This window comes from Escherichia sp. E10V5 (assembly GCF_004212315.1).
In the GTDB taxonomy this organism is placed as follows: domain Bacteria; phylum Pseudomonadota; class Gammaproteobacteria; order Enterobacterales; family Enterobacteriaceae; genus Escherichia.
The window spans coordinates 204338-227191 of record NZ_RHJM01000002.1; the positions used below are offsets into that span (position 1 = coordinate 204338).

Annotated in this window: 20 protein-coding genes and 1 other RNA gene; 8 read left to right on the plus strand and 13 right to left on the minus strand. The window is 52.5% G+C overall.

The window, feature by feature from the left end:
* Window positions 1-244: 244 nt before the first annotated feature.
* Complete coding sequence (ygfZ, locus tag D9738_RS01345) at window positions 245-1225, plus strand: tRNA-modifying protein YgfZ (RefSeq protein WP_130207830.1); 981 nt, start codon at window positions 245-247, stop codon at window positions 1223-1225.
* A gap of 314 nt (window positions 1226-1539) precedes the next feature.
* Here the strand turns inward: ygfZ and D9738_RS01350 are convergent, their stop codons facing one another.
* Window positions 1540-2199 carry a hemolysin III family protein gene (locus tag D9738_RS01350; RefSeq protein WP_130217956.1) on the minus strand — a complete coding sequence of 220 codons (660 nt, stop codon included), beginning with the start codon at window positions 2197-2199 and terminating at the stop codon, window positions 1540-1542.
* Between the two features lie 163 nt (window positions 2200-2362).
* The gene (yqfB, locus tag D9738_RS01355; protein WP_130259399.1) at window positions 2363-2674 is read right to left on the minus strand and encodes a N(4)-acetylcytidine aminohydrolase; all 312 of its coding nucleotides are present in this window, start codon (window positions 2672-2674) and stop codon (window positions 2363-2365) included.
* Window positions 2675-2718: 44 nt separating this feature from the next.
* Here yqfB and bglA point away from each other — a divergent pair, with 44 nt between their 5' ends.
* Entirely contained in the window at window positions 2719-4152 is a 1434-nt protein-coding gene (gene bglA, locus D9738_RS01360) for a 6-phospho-beta-glucosidase BglA (protein ID WP_138213477.1), read from the plus strand.
* Window positions 4153-4213: 61 nt separating this feature from the next.
* Here the strand turns inward: bglA and D9738_RS01365 are convergent, their stop codons facing one another.
* The 8 genes from D9738_RS01365 to ygfB form a co-directional block, all read right to left on the minus strand.
* Window positions 4214-4957 carry an SDR family oxidoreductase gene (locus D9738_RS01365; RefSeq protein ID WP_130207838.1) on the minus strand — a complete coding sequence of 248 codons (744 nt, stop codon included), beginning with the start codon at window positions 4955-4957 and terminating at the stop codon, window positions 4214-4216.
* A 168-nt stretch (window positions 4958-5125) separates the two neighbouring features.
* Window positions 5126-7999 (minus strand): aminomethyl-transferring glycine dehydrogenase, encoded by a 2874-nt coding sequence (gcvP, locus tag D9738_RS01370; RefSeq protein ID WP_130259401.1) that lies wholly within the window; start codon window positions 7997-7999, stop codon window positions 5126-5128.
* Window positions 8000-8117: 118 nt separating this feature from the next.
* The gene (gcvH, locus tag D9738_RS01375; protein WP_001295377.1) at window positions 8118-8507 is read right to left on the minus strand and encodes a glycine cleavage system protein GcvH; all 390 of its coding nucleotides are present in this window, start codon (window positions 8505-8507) and stop codon (window positions 8118-8120) included.
* A gap of 23 nt (window positions 8508-8530) precedes the next feature.
* Window positions 8531-9625 (minus strand): glycine cleavage system aminomethyltransferase GcvT, encoded by a 1095-nt coding sequence (gene gcvT, locus D9738_RS01380; RefSeq protein ID WP_130259402.1) that lies wholly within the window; start codon window positions 9623-9625, stop codon window positions 8531-8533.
* A 444-nt stretch (window positions 9626-10069) separates the two neighbouring features.
* Window positions 10070-11272 (minus strand): FAD-dependent 2-octaprenylphenol hydroxylase, encoded by a 1203-nt coding sequence (gene ubiI / locus D9738_RS01385; RefSeq protein WP_130259403.1) that lies wholly within the window; start codon window positions 11270-11272, stop codon window positions 10070-10072.
* A 22-nt stretch (window positions 11273-11294) separates the two neighbouring features.
* A complete protein-coding gene (ubiH, locus tag D9738_RS01390; RefSeq protein WP_130259404.1) occupies window positions 11295-12473 on the minus strand; it encodes a 2-octaprenyl-6-methoxyphenyl hydroxylase in 1179 nt (392 codons plus the stop codon).
* A complete protein-coding gene (pepP, locus tag D9738_RS01395) occupies window positions 12470-13795 on the minus strand; it encodes a Xaa-Pro aminopeptidase (RefSeq protein WP_130259405.1) in 1326 nt (441 codons plus the stop codon). Before pepP ends, ubiH begins: the two co-directional genes overlap by 4 nt.
* Window positions 13796-13820: 25 nt before the next feature.
* On the minus strand, window positions 13821-14399 hold the full coding sequence (ygfB, locus tag D9738_RS01400) for a UPF0149 family protein YgfB (RefSeq protein ID WP_135383206.1): 579 nt from the start codon (window positions 14397-14399) through the stop codon (window positions 13821-13823).
* Window positions 14400-14566: 167 nt separating this feature from the next.
* On the opposite strand from ygfB, the gene zapA reads away from it, so the two are divergent.
* The 3 genes from zapA to D9738_RS01415 all read left to right on the plus strand — a co-directional run bounded on the left by zapA (window position 14567) and on the right by D9738_RS01415 (window position 15744).
* A complete protein-coding gene (gene zapA, locus D9738_RS01405) occupies window positions 14567-14896 on the plus strand; it encodes a cell division protein ZapA (RefSeq protein ID WP_001276008.1) in 330 nt (109 codons plus the stop codon).
* 41 nt (window positions 14897-14937) lie between these two features.
* Window positions 14938-15121, plus strand: a non-coding RNA gene (gene ssrS / locus D9738_RS01410) — 6S RNA.
* Window positions 15122-15141: 20 nt separating this feature from the next.
* Entirely contained in the window at window positions 15142-15744 is a 603-nt protein-coding gene (locus D9738_RS01415) for a 5-formyltetrahydrofolate cyclo-ligase (RefSeq protein ID WP_130259406.1), read from the plus strand.
* A gap of 100 nt (window positions 15745-15844) precedes the next feature.
* On the opposite strand, the gene D9738_RS01420 is transcribed toward D9738_RS01415, so the two are convergent.
* The 3 genes from D9738_RS01420 to rpiA form a co-directional block, all read right to left on the minus strand.
* The gene (locus tag D9738_RS01420) at window positions 15845-15904 is read right to left on the minus strand and encodes a type I toxin-antitoxin system Ibs family toxin (protein ID WP_100635201.1); all 60 of its coding nucleotides are present in this window, start codon (window positions 15902-15904) and stop codon (window positions 15845-15847) included.
* Between the two features lie 239 nt (window positions 15905-16143).
* A complete protein-coding gene (serA, locus tag D9738_RS01425; RefSeq protein WP_064529774.1) occupies window positions 16144-17376 on the minus strand; it encodes a phosphoglycerate dehydrogenase in 1233 nt (410 codons plus the stop codon).
* 254 nt (window positions 17377-17630) lie between these two features.
* On the minus strand, window positions 17631-18290 hold the full coding sequence (rpiA, locus tag D9738_RS01430; RefSeq protein WP_130207853.1) for a ribose-5-phosphate isomerase RpiA: 660 nt from the start codon (window positions 18288-18290) through the stop codon (window positions 17631-17633).
* A 329-nt stretch (window positions 18291-18619) separates the two neighbouring features.
* Between rpiA and argP the strand changes: the two genes are divergently transcribed.
* The 3 genes from argP (at window position 18620) to meaB (ending at window position 22849) form a co-directional block, all read left to right on the plus strand.
* Window positions 18620-19513, plus strand: coding sequence for a DNA-binding transcriptional regulator ArgP (argP, locus tag D9738_RS01435; RefSeq protein WP_000828349.1), 894 nt, complete (start codon window positions 18620-18622; stop codon window positions 19511-19513).
* Window positions 19514-19716: 203 nt separating this feature from the next.
* The gene (scpA, locus tag D9738_RS01440; protein ID WP_130259407.1) at window positions 19717-21861 is read left to right on the plus strand and encodes a methylmalonyl-CoA mutase; all 2145 of its coding nucleotides are present in this window, start codon (window positions 19717-19719) and stop codon (window positions 21859-21861) included.
* Window positions 21854-22849, plus strand: coding sequence for a methylmalonyl Co-A mutase-associated GTPase MeaB (gene meaB, locus D9738_RS01445; RefSeq protein ID WP_130259408.1), 996 nt, complete (start codon window positions 21854-21856; stop codon window positions 22847-22849). Before scpA ends, meaB begins: the two co-directional genes overlap by 8 nt.
* The last annotated feature ends 5 nt before the right edge of the window (window positions 22850-22854 follow it).

Genomic DNA, 22854 nt, shown 5'->3' on the forward strand with positions numbered 1-22854 from the left:
CTGTCTCACGAAAATCCAGTACCAGGCTATTGTAACGTGTTTTTCGACTTCTTTTGCGGGAATATCGGTAAACACAATCGCGATCGCGAAATTAATCCGCAACAATTCAATGGCTTCATTTTTTTGGATGTCGCCTCGCAAAGCATATCAGAAGGCACAGATCGCGTAGTGAAAGCACTTGCATTGCCTCATAGCTCTTTTACCATTAGTCATTAATACGCCGTTTGTTACACAGGACTCCATTATGGCTTTTACACCTTTTCCTCCCCGTCAGCCTACGGCTTCTGCCCGTTTACCACTGACGCTGATGACGCTTGATGACTGGGCGCTTGCCACCATTACTGGCGCGGACAGCGAAAAATATATGCAGGGCCAGGTGACAGCAGACGTCAGCCAGATGTCAGAAGACCAGCATTTGCTCGCCGCGCATTGCGACGCCAAAGGTAAAATGTGGAGCAATTTACGTCTGTTCCGCGACGGCGATGGCTTTGCGTGGATTGAACGCCGCAGCGTGCGTGATTCGCAGCTGACTGAACTGAAAAAATATGCGGTGTTTTCTAAAGTGACCATCGTGCCGGACGATGAACGTGTGCTGCTCGGTGTTGCCGGTTTTCAGGCACGCGCCGCGCTGGAAAATCTCTTCAGCGAAATGCCTTCGAAGGAAAAACAGGTAGTCAGAGAAGGTGCGACCACACTGCTATGGTTTGAACACCCGGCAGAACGTTTTCTGATCGTAACCGATGAAGCTACCGCTAATACTTTGACCGATAAACTGCGCGGTGAGGCGGAACTGAACAATAGCCAACAGTGGCTGGCATTAAACATTGAAGCGGGTTTCCCTGTTATTGACGCTGCTAACAGTGGGCAGTTTATCCCGCAGGCGACTAACCTTCAGGCGCTGGGCGGTATCAGCTTTAAGAAAGGCTGCTATACCGGGCAAGAGATGGTGGCACGAGCTAAGTTCCGCGGAGCCAACAAACGCGCGCTCTGGTTGCTGGCGGGTAGCGCCAGCCGTTTGCCGGCAGCTGGTGAAGACTTAGAGCTGAAAATGGGCGAAAACTGGCGTCGTACCGGTACGGTGCTGGCTGCGGTAAAACTGGAAGATGGTCAGGTAGTGGTTCAGGTCGTCATGAATAACGATATGGAACCGGACAGCATCTTCCGCGTTCGTGATGATGCGAATACATTGCGTATCGAGCCGCTGCCGTATTCGCTGGAAGAGTAAATCGCTGTATCGCTTCGGGCATCTATTGCCTGATGCGACGCTGGCGCGTCTTATCAGGCATGGGATTTGGTGCCTTTTTCACAAATGGGAAGCGGCCCGTAGGCCGGATAAGGCGTTCACACCACATCCGGCAGTTGCGCTCCGATGCCTGATGCGACGCTGGCGCGTCTTATCAGGCCTGGGATTTGGTGCCTTTTTCACAAGTGGGAAGCGGCCCGTAGGCCGGATAAGGCGTTCACGCCGCATCCGGCAGTTGTACTCCGATGCCTGATGCGGCGCTGGCGTGTCTTTTCATGCCGACAAAGACACAGCCATTACGGCTGTCCAATATACAAATAGATCGCCAGGAAATGGCACACACTGCCGCCGAGCACAAAGCCGTGCCAGATGGCGTGGTTGTAGGGGATGCGTTTGCAGACGTAGAAAATCACCCCAAGCGAGTAAACCACACCGCCTACTGCCAGTAAGGTAACGCTGCCCGCCGCGAGTTTAACTGCCATTTCATAAATCACCACCAGTGACAGCCAACCCATCGCCAGATAAGTCACCAGAGATAAAATTTTGAATCGGTGCGCGATGGTCAGTTTGAACAGAATCCCCAGCAATGCCAGGCTCCAGATAACAATCATCAACCCGCGCGCTAACGGAGAATCCAGCCCCACCAGCAAAAACGGCGTGTAGGTTCCGGCAATCAACAGGTAAATGGCGCAATGGTCAAATTTCTTCAGCCACATTTTTGCCCGTTGATGGGGAATGGCGTGATAAAGCGTCGAAGCGAGAAACAGCAGGATCATACTGCCGCCATAAAGGCTGTAACTGGTTATCGCCGTGGCGCTGGCATTAAGATCCACCGCCTGAACCAGTAGCAATACCAACCCGACGATACCAAACACCAGCCCAATACCGTGACTGATGCTGTTGGCAATTTCCTCTGCCAGCGAATATCCCTGCTTAATGAGAGGCTTCTGAACCATAACTTACTCCGGAGAAACGTACACGCACGTGAACACTTCTCCAGCGTAACTGAGAATAGTTCCAGTGAACACCTGTTAGCTAAAATAAATTCTGATTTGAGAGTAATATCCGAAAAATCATGAAATTAAATGTGAAATTTCAACTAACAGGCGTGAGTTCAACTTAAAGGCATTTAAATTCAATTACATAAAACTGTGTCTGACCAGGATAGATGTCGGCAATGACTTTTTTCAGTTCAGGCAGGGTCATATTTTCCTGTTGTGCATGTTTTTCTGTGAGAGTATCCAGCGTTACGGTTGAAGTTGCGGTAACTTCAATGGTGCAAAAATAGCCGTCATCTTCAAAGCGCCCGACGCGGAGCACATCGCCCGGTTTAAAGTGCGATTCAGACTCGTCGCGAATAGTGATGGTTTTACGCCCAGCCAGAATGTCATCCTGGAAACGTTGAAAAAAAGTGATGTCGTTTGGCTGCATGGTACTATTTCCTGTAAGAATTGACTCATTTGGAGCTTATGATAGTGAAAAAACTCACCTTACCGAAAGATTTCTTATGGGGTGGCGCAGTTGCCGCTCATCAGGTCGAAGGCGGTTGGAACAAAGGCGGCAAAGGGCCGAGTATTTGTGACGTACTGACCGGTGGCGCACACGGCGTGCCGCGCGAAATCACCAAAGAAGTCTTGCCGGGCAAATACTATCCGAACCATGAAGCCGTTGATTTTTATGGCCACTACAAAGAAGACATCAAGCTGTTTGCCGAAATGGGCTTCAAATGTTTTCGTACATCCATCGCCTGGACGCGCATTTTTCCAAAAGGTGATGAAGCTCAGCCAAACGAAGAAGGGCTGAAGTTCTACGATGATATGTTCGATGAACTGCTGAAATACAACATCGAACCGGTGATTACCCTCTCCCACTTTGAAATGCCGCTGCATCTGGTGCAGCAATACGGCAGCTGGACCAACCGTAAAGTGGTTGACTTCTTTGTGCGTTTCGCGGAAGTGGTATTTGAACGCTATAAGCACAAAGTCAAATACTGGATGACCTTCAACGAAATTAACAACCAGCGTAACTGGCGTGCGCCGCTGTTCGGTTACTGCTGCTCCGGCGTGGTGTATACCGAGCATGAAAACCCGGAAGAGACGATGTATCAGGTGCTGCATCATCAGTTTGTCGCCAGCGCCCTGGCGGTGAAAGCCGCGCATCGCATCAACCCGGAGATGAAAGTCGGTTGTATGCTGGCGATGGTGCCGCTCTATCCTTACTCCTGTAACCCGGACGATGTGATGTTCGCTCAGGAGTCGATGCGCGAGCGCTACGTCTTTACCGATGTGCAGCTGCGTGGCTATTACCCGTCCTATGTATTGAACGAGTGGGAGCGTCGCGGATTTAACATCAAGATGGAAGATGGCGATCTGGATATACTGCGCGAAGGCACCTGCGATTATCTTGGCTTCAGTTATTACATGACCAACGCGGTGAAGGCCGAAGGCGGCACCGGCGATGCGATCTCTGGTTTTGAAGGCAGTGTACCGAACCCATTTGTTAAAGCGTCGGACTGGGGATGGCAGATTGATCCGGTGGGTCTGCGCTACGCACTATGCGAATTGTATGAGCGTTATCAGAAGCCGCTGTTTATTGTCGAAAACGGTTTTGGCGCTTACGACAAAGTAGAAGAAGATGGCAGCATCATCGATGACTACCGTATTGACTACCTGCGCGCCCATATTGAAGAGATGAAAAAAGCGGTGACTTACGATGGCGTGGATCTGATGGGCTACACGCCGTGGGGCTGCATCGACTGCGTGTCGTTCACTACCGGGCAGTACAGCAAACGCTACGGCTTTATCTATGTGAATAAACATGACGACGGTACTGGCGATATGTCGCGTTCACGTAAGAAGAGCTTTAACTGGTACAAAGAGGTGATTGCCAGCAACGGCGAGAAGCTTTAAGTAGATAAAGTACCGGATGCAATACTTGCTGCGTTGCATCCGGTCAGACAACTTTCCTGTTTTATTTCCCACCTGCCAAATCGATAAAACTTCCCGTGACATAAGATGCTTTATCACTAATCAGCCAGACAATGGCCTGCGCGACCTCTTCCGCCTGTCCGCCACGCTGCATCGGAATGTTCGATTTCACGCGATCGACGCGTCCGGGTTCACCACCGCTGACGTGCATTTCGGTATAGATAAAACCGGGTCGCACGCCATTGACGCGAATTCCCTGCGCGGCAACTTCCAGCGATAGTCCGGTGGTTAACGTATCAATCGCCCCTTTCGATGCCGCATAATCAACGTATTCCCCCGGCGATCCCAGCCGTGAGGCTACCGAAGAGACATTGACGATAGCGCCGCCATTGCCGCCGTTTTTAAACGCCATGCGTTTTACCGCCTCGCGTGAGCAGAGAAAATATCCCGTTACGTTGGTGGAAAATACTCGGTTGATTCGCTCTGCGGTAAGGTTTTCTACGGTGCACTGGGTAAACAAGATCCCGGCATTGTTGACCAGCACGGCTAGCGGTTCATCACGCTGGTCGATTGCTGTAAACATTGCGACGATCTGGTTTTCGTCGCTGATATCCGCCTGGAGTGCAAATGCCTTGCCACCGGCTTTCGTTATTAAGTTCACCACTTCCTGCGCCGCGTGGAGGTTTTGCTGATAATTAAGCGCAACCGTATACCCTTCTTGCGCCAACAGTAACGCAGTTGCCCGCCCAATACCACGACTGCCGCCGGTCACAAGTGCTATAGCCATTTGTTTTCCCCATAAATTAAGACTGATGACAAAGCCAAAAGAACGCACGATCAGTTCCCTCGCCCTAAAAGGGCGAGGGGGAAAACCGTACCATCATTTACGCTTGAGCAAATTGTCAGCAAGTAAAAAGGCGCCGAAGCGCCTTTAGAAGATAGTCGAATCAGTGAATTACTGGTATTCGCTAATCGGTACGCAGGAGCAGAACAGGTTACGGTCGCCGTAAACATCATCCAGACGTTTCACCGTCGGCCAGTATTTGTCTGCCACGCCTGCCGGGAATACTGCAACTTCACGGCTGTACGGATGCGCCCACTCGGCGACCAGTTCGCTCTGAATGTGCGGAGCGTTCACCAGCGGGTTATCTTCCAGCGGCCAGACACCGGCTTTCACCTGGTCGATTTCTGCGCGGATAGCCAGCATCGCGTCAATAAAGCGATCCAGTTCCACTTTGCTTTCAGATTCAGTCGGTTCAACCATCAGCGTACCCGCCACCGGGAACGACATCGTCGGCGCGTGGAAACCGTAGTCGATCAGGCGCTTGGCAATATCCAGCTCGCTGATGCCGGTTTCTTCTTTCAGCGGGCGAATATCGAGAATACATTCGTGCGCCACGCGACCGTCGCGACCGGTATACAGCACCGGGAAAGCATCCTGCAGGCGGCTGGCAATATAGTTGGCGTTGAGGATTGCCACCTGGCTTGCTTTTTTCAGCCCTTCTGCGCCCATCATGCGGATGTACATCCAGCTGATTGGCAGAATGGATGCGCTACCGAACGGTGCCGCAGAAACCGCGCCCTGACGGGTTAACATGCCTTCGATTTGCACCACGCTATGGCCCGGCACAAACGGCGCCAGATGCGCTTTCACGCCGATCGGTCCCATACCCGGACCACCACCGCCGTGCGGGATGCAGAAAGTTTTATGTAGGTTAAGGTGCGAAACGTCCGCGCCAATAAAGCCCGGCGAGGTGATGCCAACCTGGGCGTTCATGTTCGCGCCATCAAGGTAAACCTGACCGCCGAACTGATGCACGACTTCACACACCTCACGGATCGTTTCTTCGTACACGCCGTGGGTGGAAGGATAGGTCACCATGATACAGGAGAGGTTATCGCCCGCCTGTTCCGCTTTCGCGCGCAGATCAGTCAGATCGATGTTGCCGTTTTTATCACACGCCACAACTACCACCTGCATTCCTGCCATATGTGCAGAAGCAGGGTTAGTTCCGTGCGCAGAAGCCGGGATCAGGCAGATATCGCGATGCCCTTCGTTGCGGCTTTCATGATAATGACGAATCGCCAGCAGGCCCGCGTATTCGCCCTGTGCGCCAGAGTTCGGCTGCATACAAACGGCGTCGTAACCGGTCAGTTTCACCAGCCAGTCAGCCAGCTGCGCGATCATCTGCTGATAACCTTCGGCCTGTTCCGGCGGGCAGAACGGGTGCAGTTCGGCAAATTCCGGCCAGGTGATCGGGATCATCTCGGCGGCGGCGTTCAGTTTCATGGTACAGGAACCCAGCGGAATCATCGCCTGATTCAGCGCCAGATCTTTACGCTCCAGCGAGTGCATATAGCGCATCATTTCGGTTTCGCTGTGGTAGCGATTAAACACCGGATGGGTGAGGATTTCGTCATCACGCAGCATCGCAGGTTGAATAGAGCGACTGTCGTGAGCCACGTCTTTATCCAGCGTGTCGATCTCCAGCCCGTGGTTATCGCCCAACAGCACGCTGAAAAGCTGCATCACGTTTTCGCGCGTGGTTGTTTCATCAAGGGTGATCCCAACCGCGTTCAGAATATCGCTGCGCAGGTTGATTTCAGCCGCTTCGGCACGCGCCAGTACGCCCGCTTTGTCGGTCACTTCCACACACAAAGTATCGAAATAGTGCGCATGGCGCAGCTTCAGACCTTTTTGTTGCAGGCCCGCCGCCAAAATATCGGTCAGGCGGTGGATGCGGTTAGCGATACGTTTCAGGCCAACCGGACCGTGATAAACGGCGTACAGGCTGGCGATGTTTGCCAGCAGTACCTGGGAAGTACAAATGTTGGAGTTCGCTTTCTCACGGCGAATATGTTGCTCGCGAGTCTGCATCGCCATGCGTAGCGCAGTATTACCCGCGGCATCTTTCGATACGCCAATAATACGACCCGGCATTGAGCGTTTGTATTCATCTTTCGCCGCAAAGAATGCTGCGTGCGGGCCACCGTAGCCCATCGGTACGCCAAAGCGTTGCGCCGAACCAAAAACAATATCCGCGCCCTGTTTACCCGGCGCGGTTAACAGCACCAGCGCCATAATATCGGCGGCGACGCTGACCACAATTTTGCGTGATTTCAGTTCGCTGATAAGCGCAGTGTAGTCGTGAATTTCACCAGTAGTGCCGACCTGCTGTAACAGCACGCCGAACACATCCTGATGCTCAAGCACTTTTTGCGCGTCATCGACAATCACTTCAAAACCAAAGGTTTCGGCACGAGTACGTACCACATCCAGCGTTTGCGGATGAACGTCAGAAGCAACAAAGAAGCGGTTGGCATTTTTCAGTTTGCTGACGCGTTTCGCCATCGCCATTGCTTCGGCGGCAGCGGTGGCTTCGTCCAGAAGAGAAGCCGAAGCCATATCCAGCCCGGTTAAATCCAGCGTTACCTGCTGGAAGTTGAGCAGTGCTTCGAGGCGGCCCTGGGAGACTTCAGGTTGATACGGAGTATACGCGGTATACCAGCCCGGATTTTCCAGCATGTTACGCAGAATAACCGGCGGCAACTGCACGGCGGTGTAACCCATGCCAATGTAAGACGTGAAGCGTTTATTGCGACTGGCAATAGCCTTGAGTTCAGCCAGCGCGGCGTATTCGGTCGCCGGTGCGCCAACCTGCGGCGGGGTCGCAAGCTGAATATCTTTCGGCACAATCTGGCCGGTCAGCGCGTTTAACGATTGTGCGCCAACGGCATTCAGCATTTCTTGCTGTTGCGCGGCGTCCGGTCCGATATGGCGTTCAATAAAAGCGCCGCTGTTTTCAAGCTGGCTTAACGTCTGTGTCATGAGCGATGGTTCCTGAAACGTGCAGTGAATTGTGAACCTCTCTCCTTGCGAAGAGAGTGAGGGTGAGGCGTAAATTTTCCTCACCCTGATCCTCTCCCGCAGAAGAGGATTAAAGCCGTTACTCGTCTTCTAACAATGCTTCGTATGCGGTCGCATCCAGCAGTGATTCCAGTTCGCTTTCATCACTGGCTTTGATTTTAAAGATCCAGCCGCCTGCATACGGTTCGCTGTTCACCAGTTCCGGGGAATCGCTCAGTGCGTCGTTTACCGCCACAATTTCACCGCTTACTGGCGCATAAATGTCTGACGCCGCTTTTACTGATTCGGCAACCGCGCAGTCATCACCCGCGCTAACCGTTGCGCCGACTTCCGGCAGGTCAACAAACACCATATCGCCTAACAGCTCCTGAGCGTGTTCGGTGATGCCAACGGTGTAAGTGCCGTCGGCTTCTTTACGCAGCCATTCGTGTTCTTTGCTGTATTTCAGTTCTGCTGGTACGTTGCTCATCAATCAATCTCCAAAAAAGTAAATCACGCGACGGCTTTGCCGTTACGCACAAAAACAGGTTTCGTCACTTTTACCGGCATTTCACGGTTGCGAATTTGCACAATCGCTGTTTCGCCAATGCCTTCCGGCACACGCGCCAGCGCAATGCTGTAGCCCAGCGTCGGGGAAAAAGTACCGCTGGTGATAATGCCTTCTTGCTGGTTGCCCTGTGCGTCGGTAAAACGTACCGGCAGTTCATTACGCAGCACGCCTTTTTCGGTCATCACCAGGCCAACTAATTTTTCTGTGCCATGTTCACGCTGCACTTCCAGGGCTTCACGACCGATAAAGTCACGATCTGCCGGTTCCCAGGCGATAGTCCAGCCCATGTTGGCGGCTAAAGGAGAGATGGTTTCGTCCATCTCCTGACTATAAAGATTCATACCCGCTTCCAGACGCAGCGTGTCACGCGCGCCCAGGCCACATGGCTTAACACCCGCTTCCACCAGCGCGCGCCAGAAATCGGCCGCTTTTTCATTGGGCAGCGCAATTTCGTAGCCCGCTTCACCGGTGTAACCGGTGGTGGCAATAAACAGATCGCCCGCCTGCACGCCAAAGAACGGTTTCATCCCTTCCACCGCCTGACGCTGGGCGTCATTAAACAGTGTGGCAGCTTTTGCCTGAGCATTCGGCCCTTGTACGGCAATCATGGAAAGGTCATCACGAACGGTAATTTCGATACCGAAAGGTTCAGCGTGTTGGGTAATCCAGGAGAGGTCTTTTTCGCGGGTGGCGGAGTTAACAACGAGGCGGAAGAAATCTTCAGTAAAGTAGTAGACGATGAGGTCATCTATCACACCGCCAGAGGCATTCAACATCCCCGAGTAAAGGGCTTTGCCGCTTTTGGTGAGCTTCGCCACATCGTTCGCCAGCAGATAACGCAGAAACTCCCGGGTGCGGCTGCCGCGGAGATCGACGATGGTCATATGCGACACATCAAACATTCCGGCATCGGTACGTACCGCATGATGTTCGTCGATTTGCGAACCGTAATGCAGCGGCATCATCCAGCCGTGGAAATCCACCATGCGAGCGCCGCAAAGCGTGTGTTGTTCGTACAAAGGAGTCTGTTGTGCCATCTTGTCCTCATTGAATAAGCGGGGCTGACAACTTTTCGTGGTGAAATTGTCACCACGAAACCCAGCACTGGAGCCACTCCCGGTCCCCAACGCAATCGTTCTCTTTTCCCTGAACTTACCACCGAAACAGACGGTTAACCATAAGGAAAAATTGATCATCACATTAGCTTATGGTTAAAAATCTCAAAAATGACAACAGGACAAAAAACCAAATAACGCGACACACGCAAACAAACATAACGAGTTAATAAAACAGTTTTGAATAAAGCGATATTAAGAACTAAAAAATTGTCAAAAATCGCTAAATCAAAAATTCACGACATTAGAAAATATAATGCGAAATTACGGGTGAAATTAGTTTATTTCAAATGAGGAAAATCTCCCGGCGAAAAACCGGGAGATGAAAGTGTGATGGGTATCAAATAAACAAAAGAGGAGAAATTTTTAACGCAGCCATTCAGGCAAATCGTTTAATCCCATTGCCTGACGAATAAGTTGCGGTTTAACGCCAGGAAGCGTGTCGGCCAGTTTCAGACCAATATCACGCAGCAGTTTTTTCGCTGGATTAGCTCCAGAAAACAGATCGCGGAATCCTTGCATACCTGCCAGCATCAGCGCCGCGCTGTGCTTGCGGCTACGCTCATAGCGACGCAGGTAAATGTACTGCCCGATGTCTTTACCCTGACGATGCAGTCGTTTCAGTTCAGCAATCAGCTCTGCAGCATCCATAAAGCCGAGATTTACCCCCTGCCCCGCCAGCGGGTGGATGGTATGCGCGGCGTCGCCCACCAGCACCAGACGGTGCGCGGCAAACTGGCGCGCATAACGCCCCGTCAGCGGGAACACCTGACGCTCGCTCTCAACCTTGCATAAGCCCAGTCGATTATCAAAAGCGATATTTAACGCGCGATTAAATTCGTCTTCCCCTGCCTGCTGCATCCGCTGCGCTTCCTCTGGCGACAGTGACCAGACAATCGAGCAAAGATGCGGATCGCTAAGTGGTAAAAAGGCCAGAATGCCTTCGCCATGGAAAACCTGCCGCGCCACCGCATCATGCGGTTCTTCCGTGCGAATGGTCGCCACCAGCGCGTGATGCTGATAATCCCAGAAAGTCAGCGGAATATCGGCCTTGTTGCGCAACCAGGAATTAGCGCCGTCCGCACCAATTACCAGACGCGCCGTTAACATGCTGCCATCTTTCAGCGTCAGGAAGGTTTCGTTTTCCCCCCAGGCGACCTGTTGTAATTCTGCGGGGGCCAGCAGGGTGATATCTGACGACTGCAGCGCTTTGTTCCACAGCGCGTAGTGAATCACTGAGTTTTCAACGATATGCCCAAGATGGCTATAACCCATGCTTTGATCGTCAAACGAAATGTGACCAAAACTGTCTTTATCCCACACTTCCATACCGTGATAACAGCTGGCTCTGCGAGAGAGGATGTCCTGCCAGACGCCAAGACGGGTGAGTAATTTTTCGCTGGCGGCATTGATAGCCGAAACGCGCAGTTGTGGTGGTGCATCCGCCGCCAGAGGTTCCGGTATGCGCTGCTCCAGTACGGCAACGCGTAAGCCGCTCCCCTGTAAGCCGCAGGCAACCGCCAGCCCCACCATGCCGCCGCCAACAATGGCTACATCAACACTTTGCATTGTTTATTCCTTAAAACCGCCTTCAACGCGCCCCCCAACCGAGGGTGCGCTGCGCCAGCACATCGCGTGCCGGGGTGAATAATTCCATCGTCATCAGCCCGATGTTGCGCCCGACAACCAACGGCGCCCAACGGTTGGCAAAAAGATGTACCAGACTGTCCGTGACGCCGATGGTTGCTTCACGATCGCTCTGTCGACGCTGCTGATAACGGCATAATACACCGTAATCACCCATGTCTTCTGCGCGCTCCTGCGCCTGAGTCAGGGTTTCCGCAAGGCTCATGACATCACGCATACCGAGGTTAAATCCTTGCCCGGCAATCGGGTGCAGGGTTTGTGCCGCATTGCCCACCAGCACGGTGCGATGGGTAATCGGTCTGGCGGCGCGGGTTAACGCCAGCGGATAAGCACTGCGTTTACCGGCGTGGGTAATTTGCCCCAGTCGCCAGCCAAAGGCCGACTGGAGTTCACGGCAAAACTTCTCGTCGCTCCACGCCAACACTTCTTCGCGCCGTTCCAGTGGATGACACCAGACCAGCGAACAGCGTCCTTCAGACATCGGCAACATCGCCAGCGGGCCATGTTGCGTAAAGCGTTCAAAAGCGCGCCCTTCATGCGCAATGGAAGTTGCAACGTTCGCAATCACAGCCAGTTGTTCGTAGGGCTCCTGCTGCCAGTCAACGCCACAGGTAGTAGCTAACGAGGAATGCGTACCGTCAGCCGCCACCAGCACGCGGCCCGTCAGCGTCTCGCCACTCTCCAGCGTCACTTCAACGTTAGCTGGGGTACGAACAACATTAGCAATGCGATCCGGGCAATGCAGCGTTACGCCAGGCGCTTTGCGCAACAGCGCAAACAGCCGTTGCCCGACATTGTGCAATTCGACAACCTGCCCCAGCGCCGCCAGTTGGTAATCTTCTGCGGCGAGGGTGACGAATCCGGCATGACCACGATCGCTGACATGCACGGTGGTGATGGCGGTTGCGCAATCAGCCAGAGATTGCCAGACGCCGATGCGCGCCAGTTGCTGACAGGTGCCCGCCGCCAGCGCAATAGCCCGTCCATCAAAGCCCGGATGAGCATGAGACTCTGGCGCGGTCGCTTCAATTAAATGTACCGACAGCGTCCCGTGACTTAACCGGGAAATAGCCAGCGCCAGCGTCGCGCCAGCCATGCCGCCACCGACGATGATTACGCTCATTGCTTTCTCGCAGCTGCCATCAATGCTTCGATTTCTTCCGGCTTTTTCACCACGCTGGCGGTGAGGTTTTCGTTGCCGTTTTCGGTAATCACAATGTCGTCTTCAATACGAATGCCGATACCGCGATACTGTTCTGGCACTTCTGCATCCGGCGCAATATACAGCCCTGGCTCTACGGTCAGTACCATGCCCGGTTCCAGAATGCGCGAGCGATCCTGGCCATAAACGCCAACGTCATGGACATCCAGACCTAACCAGTGGCTCAGGCCATGCATAAAGAAAGGACGATGGGCGTTCTGAGCGATCAGTTCATCAACATCACCTTTCAGAATACCGAGTTTTACCAGGCCGCTAATCATGATGCGCACAACTTCACCGGTGACTTCCTGAATGGAAGTTCCCGGACGATACAGGCGCAGGCTGGTTTCAAGAGATTCCAGCACAATGTCGTAGATTTCACGCTGGGCCTGGGTGAATTTGCCATTGACCGGGAAGGTACGGGTGATGTCGCCCGCGTAACCTTTATATTCACAACCTGCGTCAATCAACACCAGGTCGCCGTCACGCAGTTCACACTCGTTTTCGGTGTAGTGCAAAATGCAGCCATTTTCACCGCTACCGACAATGGTGTTATAGGAAGGATAGCGCGCACCGTGACGGTTGAATTCATGGTGAATTTCGCCTTCCAGATGGTACTCGAACATCCCCGGACGGCATTTTTCCATCGCCCGGGTATGCGCCAGTGCGGTGATTTCACCCGCGCGGCGAAGTACGGCAATCTCTTCCGGCGATTTGAACAGGCGCATTTCATGAACAATGGGACGCCAGTCGATCATCGTTGCTGGCGCGGTGAGATTTTGCCGCGAGCCTTTACGCAGTTTTTCCAGCGCACTATTCACGATTTCATCAGCATATGCATATTCGCCCTGGGCGTGGTAAACCACATCCAGACCATTAAGCAGTTGATAAAGTTGCTGATTAATTTCACTGAACGCCAGAGCGCGATCAACGCCCAGTTTCTCTGGCGCGGCATCCTGACCTAAACGACGGCCAAACCAGATCTCCGCCGTCAGGTCGCGCACGCGGTTAAACAAAACGCTGTGGTTATGAGTGTCATCGCTTTTAATCAGCACCAGCACCGCTTCCGGTTCATTAAAGCCGGTGAAGTACCAGAAGTCGCTGTTCTGACGATAGGGGTATTCGCTGTCGGCGCTTCGGGTCACTTCTGGTGCCGCAAATATCAGCGCGGCGCTGCCGGGTTGCATTTGCTCCACCAGGGCCTGACGGCGGCGCTGAAATTCCTGCTGAGATATCTCACTCATAACACTCTCCTTACGTTTTTTGTTTTTAGTGTAGAGTTGGTTTTTGTACTTCTGGTGCGGTCGGTTGCGGATGAGTAAAGGTGTCGTGGCATAACAGCGCGGCAACACGGACGTACTCGATGATCTCTTCAAGCGACATTTCCAGCTCTTCTTGATCTTCGTCTTCGTCGTAGCCCAGTTGCGCGATGTTACGCAGATCGTCAATGGCTTCACCAGTTTCGCCAGTCACTTTATCCAGCTTCGGCTGAGTGACGCCAAGACCGAGCAGGAAGTGATTTACCCAGCCTGCCAACGCATCAGCGCGATCGAAAACGCTAACGCCATCGCCATCAGGCAGATAAAGCTGAAAAAGGAAGCCGTCATCTTGCAAGGCATCACTGGTGGCAGAGTGCATTTTGCGCAATGCCTGGGCAAGTTCATGCCCGAAAGCCATACCTTCGTTCGTCAGGTCGTGAAGCAGCGGCAGCCAGGAGCTGTCATCATTACCGCCACATATCATCCCACTGATTAAACCATGCATCTCAGCAGGGGTCAGACCTGTCCCTTGTTGGTTCAGATACTGGTTCATTTCATTGTAACCAGGCATTTCGTTCTGTATTGACATAAGCATTCGGCATCAAAGGGAGGAAGATTCATGATATGCTATCACTTTGGACCCTGGTGGACCAGAAAAGGGCTTGTCTCATTGCACCAGGGTAGCTATAGTTTCGCCCCTTCGCAGACCAAAGGTCTGAAGGCGAAGGCAGCGCAGTCAATCAGCAGGAAGGTGGCATGTCTGCACAACCCGTCGATATCCAAATTTTTGGCCGTTCACTGCGTGTGAACTGCCCGCCTGACCAAAGGGATGCGTTGAATCAGGCTGCGGACGATCTGAACCAACGGTTGCAAGATCTGAAAGAACGCACTAGAGTCACAAATACTGAACAGTTGGTTTTCATTGCCGCATTGAATATCAGCTACGAGTTAGCGCAAGAAAAAGCGAAGACTCGTGACTACGCGGCAAGTATGGAACAGCGTATTCGGATGCTGCAACAGACCATCGAACAAGCGTTACTTGAACAAGGTCGCATCACCGAAAAAACGAACCAAAACTTTGAATGACACTTTCCGGTTTACTGTGGTAGAGTAACCGTGAAGACAAAATTTCTCTGAGATGTTCGCAAGCGGGCCAGTCCCCTGAGCCGATATTTCATACCACAAGAATGTGGCGCTCCGTGGTTGGTGAGCATGCTCGGTCCGTCCGAGAAGCCTTAAAACTGCGACGACACATTCACCTTGAACCAAGGGTTCAAGGGTTACAGCCTGCGGCGGCATCTCGGAGATTCCCTTCTTATCTGGCACCAGCCATGACGCAACTACCAGAGCTCCCACTGACATTATCCCGACAAGAAATCCGCAAAATGATTCGGCAACGTCGTCGTGCGTTAACGCCGGAACAACAACGTGAAATGGGCCAGCAGGCTGCCATGCGGATGATGAGTTATCCCCCTGTTGTGATGGCGCATACGGTCGCTGTATTCCTCTCTTTTGATGGTGAACTCGACACCCAGCCGCTCATAGAGCAACTCTGGCGCGCAGGTAAGCGCGTGTATCTTCCCGTTTTGCATCCCTTTAGTGCCGGTAATTTACTGTTCCTGAATTACCATCCTAAGAGTGAACTGGTGATGAACAGGTTGAAGATCCACGAGCCAAAACTGGACGTGCGTGACGTGCTACCCCTTTCCCGATTAGACGTCCTGATAACGCCGCTGGTCGCCTTTGATGAGTTCAGTCAACGGCTGGGAATGGGCGGTGGATTTTATGATCGGACATTGCAAAACTGGCAGCACTACAACATGCAGCCAATAGGTTATGCCCATGATTGCCAGTTGGTGGAAAAACTCCCCGTAGAAGAATGGGACGTCCCGCTGCCTGCAGTGGTTACGCCATCGAAAATCTGGGAGTGGTGAGAGCGACACACCTGCATCGCCCTGATTGACATCGTTGATTCTTTAACCTAATTTAGTGAGTAAGGGTAAGGGAGGATTGCTCCTCCCCTGAGACTGACTGTTAATAAGCTGGCAAACTTATCAGTAACAGTACAATCAGTATGATGACAAGTCGCATCATAACCCTTCTCCTTTAAGCCCTCGCTTCGGTGAGGGCTTTACCGTTACAGCCCTGTGCTGCCCCGTCATCGTAAATCCTCTTTGAATAAACACAACGCATTGATCTGGCTTTAATTTATTTCTTCGAGCAGGCTCGCAAAGGCGATTACACAGCGATGCAAATGCCGTAATTAGCGCGGTAAAAGGGATAAAAAAACGGGCAAGTCAGTGACCTGCCCGTTGATTGTCAAAGAAGGGGAATTAGTACAGCAGACGGGCGCGAATGGTACCCGGAATAGCTTTCATAGCCTGCAGAGCTTTTTCGGCAACGTCTTCGTCAGCTTCAATATCAATAACGACGTAACCCATCTGGGCAGAAGTTTGCAGATATTGCGCGGCAATGTTGACGCCCTGCTCGGCAAATATTTTGTTCAGCGCAGTCAGCACGCCCGGACGGTTTTCGTGGATGTGCATCAGACGACGCCCACCGTGCAGTGGCAGAGAGACTTCCGGGAAGTTCACCGCAGAGAGCGTTGAGCCATTGTCAGAGTACTTGATTAATTTGCCCGCAACTTCCAGGCCGATATTCTCCTGTGCTTCCTGAGTCGAACCGCCAATGTGTGGCGTCAGCAGAACATTGTCGAATTCGCACAGCGGAGAGGTAAATGGATCGCTGTTAGTCGCCGGTTCCGTCGGGAACACGTCGATTGCGGCCCCTGCCAGATGTTTGCTCGCCAGCGCGTCACACAGCGCCGGAATATCAACCACCGTTCCGCGCGAAGCGTTAATCAGTAGCGAGCCCGGCTTCATCAGCGAGATCTCTTTCGCGCCCATCATATTTTTGGTAGACGCATTCTCTGGCACATGCAGACTCACTACATCGCTCATATTCAGCAGGTCGGAAAGATGTTGCACCTGAGTGGCGTTGCCCAACGGCAGTTTGTTTTCAATATCATAGAAGTAAACATACATCCCCAGCGATTCTGCCAGAATGCCCAGTTGCGTACCAATATGACCATAACCAATAATGCCCAGCTTTTTGCCGCGCGCTTCAAAAGAACCTGCGGCCAGCTTGTTCCATACGCCACGGTGCGCTTTGGCGTTGGCTTCCGGCACTCCGCGTAATAGCAGCAGAAGTTCGCCAATCACCAGCTCAGCAACGGAACGCGTATTTGAAAACGGGGCATTAAATACCGGGATCCCGCGTTTTGCCGCAGCATTCAAATCAACCTGGTTGGTCCCAATGCAGAAACAGCCAATAGCGACCAGTTTTTCAGCAGCGTTGATCACGTCTTCGGTCAGATGGGTACGGGATCGCAAGCCGATGAAGTGGGCATCGCGGATGGATTCTTTTAATTGTTCATCATCCAGCGCGCCTTTGTGAAATTCGATGTTGGTGTAACCTGCCGCGCGAAGGCTTTCGAGCGCCTTTTGATGCACGCCTTCTACCAGCAGAAACTTAATCTTGTCTTTCTCCAGCGATACCTTTGCCATTTACCCAATCCTGTTTTTGAAATGTTGTGTGCGGATTTGCGTCCGCCTTTCAACATATCAAAAAAAAATATTGCGGCAATATGAACGTTTGCGTCGCGATGTTGAGGAAATATCACGCAAAGGTATTTCTTGGATGAATATGCTGGTTTAGAGGATTTATTTAGAGCAATCAGCAACAGCCAAGTAAAAACGTGACACATGTCACCAAATTTAATGAAGAGAATTTTTTTAACGGGGGAGGTTCCCCCGTCAGATCATTTCACAATGGTTTTGACACCGTCAGGTGTGCCAATCAGCGCAACGTCCGCGCCACGGTTAGCAAACAAGCCAACAGTCACCACGCCAGGAATCGCATTTATGGCGTTTTCCATCGCTATCGGGTCAAGGATTTCCATGCCGTGGACGTCGAGGATCACGTTGCCATTATCGGTCACCACGCCCTGACGGTATTCCGGACGACCGCCCAGTTTCACCAGCTGGCGCGCCACTGCACTACGTGCCATCGGGATAACTTCTACTGGCAGCGGGAATTTACCCAGAATATCAACCTGCTTGGAAGCGTCTGCAATACAGATAAATTTTTCTGCAACCGAAGCAATGATTTTTTCACGGGTCAGCGCCGCGCCGCCGCCTTTGATCATTTGCATGTGGCCATTGATTTCATCTGCGCCATCAACGTAGATGCCGAGGCTGTCTACTTCATTGAGATCAAAAACGTGAATGCCGAGGCTCTTCAGTTTTTCAGTGGATGCATCCGAGCTGGAAACTGCCCCTTCAATCTGATCTTTCATCGTGCCGAGCGCATCAATAAAGTGTGCGGCGGTGGAACCTGTACCTACGCCAACAATGGTACCGGGCTGAACATACTGAAGTGCCGCCCATCCTACTGCTTTTTTCAATTCATCCTGCGTCATGATCGTTTCGCCTGTGGTATGAAATTTCACACGCATTATATACAAAAAAAGCGACCCGGACCCCGTCAGCAAGTCGGCGACGCATTTATCCATGAAATAACAGGTAACACCGGACATCCTCTTTTGCCCTGGTAAGCCAGGGGCTTGATAATATGACGAATATGAATAATATCCATTGCGGGTTTCGCGCCTCACAAAGACTAAAAAAGCACGATAAAGCCAACCAAAATTTCCATTATGACTGCTTTTGCATACGTTAAATGCTCTGTACCCAAAGCAAAATTATGTCATAGTTCGGCATAAGAAAATTTGAGGAGCAGGTTAAAGCAATGAAACGCCCGGACTACAGGACATTACAGGCACTGGATGCGGTGATACGTGAACGAGGATTTGAGCGCGCGGCACAGAAATTGTGCATTACGCAATCAGCCGTCTCACAGCGCATTAAGCAGCTGGAAAATATGTTCGGGCAGCCGCTGTTAGTGCGAACGGTTCCCCCGCGCCCGACAGAACAAGGGCAAAAATTACTGGCACTGCTTCGCCAGGTCGAGCTGCTGGAAGAAGAGTGGCTGGGCGATGAACAAACCGGTTCCACCCCACTACTGCTCTCGCTGGCAGTCAACGCCGACAGTCTGGCAACCTGGTTGCTTCCGGCACTGGCTCCTGTACTGGCTGATTCGCCTATTCGCCTGAACTTACAGGTGGAAGATGAAACTCGCACCCAGGAGCGTCTGCGTCGAGGTGAAGTGGTCGGCGCGGTGAGTATTCAACATCAGGCGCTGCCCAGTTGCCTGGTCGATAAACTTGGCGCGCTCGACTATCTGTTCGTCAGCTCCAAACCGTTTGCCGAGAAATACTTCCCCAACGGAGTAAGTCGTTCTGCGCTGCTCAAAGCACCAGTAGTCGCGTTTGACCATCTTGACGATATGCACCAGGCATTTTTGCAGCAAAACTTCGATCTGCCGCCAGGTAGCGTACCGTGCCATATCGTTAACTCGTCCGAAGCCTTCGTGCAGCTCGCTCGCCAGGGTACAACCTGCTGTATGATCCCACACCTGCAAATTGAAAAAGAATTGGCCAGCGGAGAGTTGATTGATCTGACGCCCGGGCTGTTCCAACGGCGAATGCTTTACTGGCATCGCTTTGCCCCAGAAAGCCGCATGATGCGTAAAGTCACTGATGCTTTGCTCGACTATGGTCACAAAGTGCTTCGTCAGGATTAATCAATCAGTTAACGCCTGATAGCACATATCAGGCGTTTTTCTTTTTTTCTTTTTTATTCTTTGAATAACGTCGCAAAACAGACAAATCTCACACGGCAAAAAACGACGCCCCATTCCATTTTTTTTGCTGGCGACAAACCCGTATAAAAAGCTCACCGTAAGCGCAAACACCCTCATTTTTATTGCGTTTTATGGAGCAAATAATGTCAAACGTGCAAGAGTGGCAACAGCTTGCCAACAAGGAGTTGAGCCGTCGGGAGAAAACCGTCGACTCACTGGTTCAGCAAACGGCGGAAGGGATCGCCATCAAGCCACTGTATACCGAAGCCGATCTCGACAATCTGGAAGTGACCGGTACCCTTCCTGGCTTGCCGCCTTACGTTCGTGGTCCCCGCGCCACCATGTATACCGCCCAACCGTGGACCATCCGTCAGTATGCCGGTTTCTCGACCGCCAAAGAGTCCAACGCTTTTTATCGCCGTAACCTGGCTGCCGGGCAAAAAGGTCTTTCCGTGGCGTTTGACCTTGCCACCCACCGTGGCTACGACTCCGATAACCCGCGCGTGGCGGGCGATGTTGGCAAAGCGGGCGTCGCTATCGACACCGTAGAAGATATGAAAGTGCTCTTCGACCAAATCCCGCTGGATAAAATGTCGGTTTCGATGACCATGAACGGCGCAGTCCTGCCAGTGCTGGCCTTTTATATCGTGGCGGCAGAAGAGCAAGGCGTTCCCCCCGATAAACTGACGGGTACAATTCAGAACGATATCCTCAAAGAGTACCTCTGCCGCAATACCTATATTTACCCACCGAAACCTTCTATGCGCATTATCGCTGACATTATCGCCTGGTGTTCCGGCAATATGCCGCGCTTCAATACCATTAGCATCAGCGGCTACCACATGGGCGAAGCCGGTGCGAACTGTGTGCAACAGGTGGCGTTTACTCTCGCCGATGGGATTGAGTACATCAAAGCAGCTCTCTCTGCTGGCTTAAAAATTGATGACTTCGCCCCGCGCCTGTCGTTCTTCTTTGGTATCGGCATGGACCTGTTTATGAACGTCGCCATGCTGCGCGCCGCACGCTATCTCTGGAGCGAAGCAGTAAGCGGGTTTGGTGCTAAAGATCCGAAATCGCTGGCGCTACGCACCCACTGTCAAACCTCCGGCTGGAGTCTCACCGAACAGGATCCGTATAACAACGTTATCCGCACCACCATTGAAGCATTGGCAGCTACCCTTGGCGGAACCCAGTCGCTGCATACAAATGCCTTTGATGAAGCGCTTGGTTTGCCGACCGATTTTTCGGCACGTATTGCCCGTAACACCCAGATCATTATTCAGGAAGAGTCAGAACTCTGTCGCACCGTCGATCCGCTGGCCGGTTCTTATTACGTTGAGTCACTAACCGATCAGATCGTGAAACAGGCCAGAGCCATCATTGATCAGATCGACGAAGCCGGAGGCATGGCGAAGGCGATCGAAGCAGGTCTGCCAAAAAGGATGATCGAAGAAGCGTCTGCTCGTGAACAGTCGTTGATCGACCAGGGCAAACGCGTGATCGTCGGCGTCAACAAGTACAAACTGGATCACGAAGATGAAACTGATGTCCTTGAAATCGACAACGTGATGGTGCGTAACGAGCAAATTGCTTCGCTGGAACGCATTCGCGCCACCCGTGATGATACCGCCGTAACCGCCGCGTTGAACGCTCTGACTCACGCTGCACAGCATAACGAAAACCTGCTGGCTGCCGCTGTTAATGCGGCTCGCGTTCGCGCGACGCTGGGTGAAATATCCGATGCGCTGGAAGCCGCTTTTGACCGTTATCTGGTACCGAGCCAGTGTGTTACCGGCGTCATTGCGCAAAGCTATCATCAGTCGGAAAAATCAGCCTTCGAGTTTGATGCCATTGTTGCGCAAACGGAGCTGTTCCTTGCCGACAATGGTCGTCGCCCGCGCATTCTGATCGCCAAAATGGGACAAGATGGACACGATCGCGGAGCGAAAGTCATTGCCAGCGCCTATTCCGATCTTGGTTTCGACGTTGATTTGAGTCCCATGTTCTCCACGCCGGAAGAGATCGCCCGCCTGGCAGTGGAAAACGACGTTCATGTGGTGGGCGCATCCTCGCTTGCAGCAGGACATAAAACGCTGATCCCGGAACTGGTTGAAGCCCTGAAAAAATGGGGGCGCGAAGATATTTGCGTGGTCGCCGGTGGCGTTATTCCGCCGCAAGATTATGCCTTCCTGCAAGAGCGTGGCGTGGCGGCGATTTACGGTCCTGGTACTCCCATGCTCGACAGCGTGCGTGATGTGCTGAACCGGATTAGCCAACATCATGATTAACGAAGCCACGCTGGCAGACAGCATTCGACGCCTACGTCTGGGTGAGCGAGCCACGCTCGCCCAGGCCATGACGCTGGTTGAGAGCCGTCACCCTCGCCATCAGGCACTCAGCACTCAACTGCTTGATGCCATCATGCCGTTTTGTGGTAACGCCCTGCGACTGGGCGTTACCGGCACGCCAGGAGCAGGAAAAAGTACCTTTCTTGAAGCCTTCGGTATGTTGCTGATCCGCCAGGGGCTGAAAGTCGCGGTGATTGCCGTCGATCCCAGCAGCCCAGTGACCGGTGGCAGCATCCTTGGGGATAAGACTCGCATGACCGAACTGGCGCGTGCCGATGCAGCGTTTATTCGCCCGGTTCCGTCATCTGGTCACCTTGGCGGCGCCAGCCAGCGGGCGCGGGAGTTAATGCTGTTATGTGAAGCGGCGGGTTATGACGTGGTGATCGTTGAAACCGTCGGCGTCGGGCAGTCAGAAACGGAAGTCGCCCGCATGGTGGACTGCTTTATCTCGCTGCAAATTGCCGGTGGTGGCGATGATCTCCAGGGCATTAAAAAGGGTTTGATGGAGATGGCGGATCTGATTGTCATCAACAAAGATGATGGTGATAACCACACCAATGTCGCCATTACCCGCCATATGTACGAAAGCGCTCTGCATATTTTGCGCCGCAAATATGACGAATGGCAGCCCCAGGTCCTCACCTGTAGTGCACTGGAAAAATGCGGCATCGATGAAATTTGGCGCGCAATTATCGATTTCAAAACCGCACTGACTACCAGCGGTCGTTTACAACAGGTGCGGCAACAACAATCGGTGGAATGGCTGCGTAAACAGACCGAAGAAGAAGTGCTACGCCACCTGTTCACTAATGAAGATTTCGATCGCTATTACAGCCAAACGCTACTAGCGGTCAAAAATAATATGCTCTCGCCACGCACAGGTTTGCGGCAGCTCAGTGATTTTATCCAGACTCAATATTTTAATTAAGGGAA